This window comes from Streptococcus sp. HMSC072D07 (genome assembly GCF_001814835.1).
Lineage (GTDB): Bacteria > Bacillota > Bacilli > Lactobacillales > Streptococcaceae > Streptococcus.
The window spans coordinates 69,045-71,206 of the sequence record NZ_KV818079.1 but is presented as its reverse complement, the minus strand read 5'-3'; the positions used below and the strand labels follow the sequence as shown (position 1 = coordinate 71,206).

The 2,162-nt window shown below is 35.4% G+C and carries 2 protein-coding genes; both read right to left on the bottom strand.

The genetic code is table 11. The features are described 5' to 3' along the window. Window positions 1-1,571 (bottom strand): isopeptide-forming domain-containing fimbrial protein (locus HMPREF2991_RS09125; RefSeq protein ID WP_142350320.1); only part of this gene is annotated, 1,571 nt, incomplete at its 3' end. A 362-nt stretch (window positions 1,572-1,933) separates the two neighbouring features. Beyond that, window positions 1,934-2,162 (bottom strand): LPXTG cell wall anchor domain-containing protein (locus tag HMPREF2991_RS11325; RefSeq protein ID WP_257372027.1); only part of this gene is annotated, 229 nt, incomplete at its 5' end.

Sequence of the window (2,162 nt, the reverse complement as noted above, 5' to 3'; positions counted from 1 at the left end):
GATGCCTTGTCATAAGACTTAAAGCTCCATGTACCCTCTGCCGTCTTCACTTCTGTTTGGCTTGGTTGTGTTGGCGTTACTTGAGTACCATTAGACAAGTTCTTTTCTGTTGCTGGAAGCAGGTCTTTCACTTCTTGTGGAAGTTCTTTGCCTGGGGTTCCACTCACAAACTCATGATGTTTTTCATAAAGGAGGGCCGTGCTTACCTGATTAGAAGGAGCTGATAAATTATCAACATGCAATGTTACAGTATTGTCAATCTTTCCAGAACCTTTTTCTTCTACTTTTTTGTTTGTAGTAGTATTATAAGTTACAATAATTTCAGCAGAAGAATTTGCTTTTATGTATTCAGGTGTCATTTTAACAGTAACAGTTTGACCATTCTTTTCAATAGTATAATCACGCCCTTCCTGTAAAGTCACTCCACCTGATTCCACTTTAAGTCCTTGATAATTAAGGCGCTCATCAAATTTCTGAACCATTTCGATAGATGAAGGCGTTGCTAAAATGTCCTTACCTGGAACCGGAACTTTAAACGTAGCTTTATAGGTTACATCTTGTCCTTCCTTAGCTGGAATCTCTGTAGGATCCACTGCTAGAACAGGGCTCGGATCAATTTTTTCAATATAAAGACCAAAGACGGCCGAAGCAACCTCTGTTGATGAGTAACCAAAATTCATACTATTACTATTTGATCGAAGGGCAAAACCAGAGATATTGTTCTCAGAATAGCTACCGCTTGTAATCTGAGTTGCTACCCAAGCAGTTCGATCTCCTTGATCTTCCTGTCTTAAGACATTGGCATTATTCATCAAACGAAGATTAACATCATTTTGATAATCCTTAACATAGAAGGTTTCCTTCAAGTTGTTGGCATCCATTGCATCGATGTCTGTTGGCTTCATAACCAACTTCAAATCTGTCTCGGAACCATCTGCATAACGCAACTCTGCTGTTACATCCGCATCAAGCCAAAAAGCCTTATTCATAATGTAGTCATGAGCTGCATCTACATAGGGAACATTCCCAATTTCAAAAGCATTATTTTCCCACAATTCTGAAATAGAGAAAAATTCAACAGTAGATTTTTGAGCACTATTCATCTCAGATTCTGCCTGAGCAGTGTTTAGATAGTGAAGAGTTACCTTATTGAATTTTAAGTAAGCATCTACTTGCTTACCATTAACTGTCCCAATATTTGTGAATTTTAGAGAAAGAGGATTTTCAAAAACTTGATCCTGTTTTTTACTTTTATCTACTTTAAGAGTAAAGTTCTCCATCTCGCCTGGATAGGCACCACCCCAGAGATATTCATAGTGGGGATTCGATAAATGAAACTGATCAACAGCCTGTGATTTAGATAAAACACTAAAATTGTTGATGTTCAAATTAAACTTACGAATATCCAAGGTTGAGATATCCGTTCCGTTTTTTATTTCTTCTAAAGCCGCATAAGATTGAAGCGGAATAAGAAAAATAGAAAAAAGTAAAACGACTAGTCCGAGAAAAGCCTGTTTTTTTCTACTGAAAATAGTAGAAAAAGGCATTCTCATGCGATATTTCCATTTCATAATGTACCTCCAAAACTAAAAATGATTGTTTAATCATTTCAAAAGAAATATTCATCTCATTTTAACACAAAAAAAGGGCAATTAAAAGTAGATTATAGATAAAAATTTATTATTTTGTATTTCCAGATTGTCAATTTTTGGTGAGAATAATTAAAATATAAAAATTTTAGAAAAGGCGTTTACACCATGTGAATAACTGTTTTATAGTTAATCCTATTATCACTCTATGAGTTTCATAACGTACTCAAGCCACACATAAACATTAATATATTTAATTTTTTATAAAGAAAGAACCCAAGAATAAATTCTGGGTTCTTTTTAGTATTTCTCGTACAAAAGATACTTTTGTATATTAGAGAGCCTTAGTCCTTCTTACGAACGACAAAGCCTACTAGACCGGCGATAAATAAACCAATCATTGAAAGAAGACTGGTAGAAGCTGTACCTGTGCTTGGTAGAACTTTCTGTTCTTGGCTTGCAGTTTCTTCTTTCTTAGTGCTTTCAGCTTGGTTCCCTGTTGTCGCAGTATCATTCTTATTACCGTTGGTTGTTGTAGAAGCTACTTTCTTAGTTCCAACTTCGACAACTTCG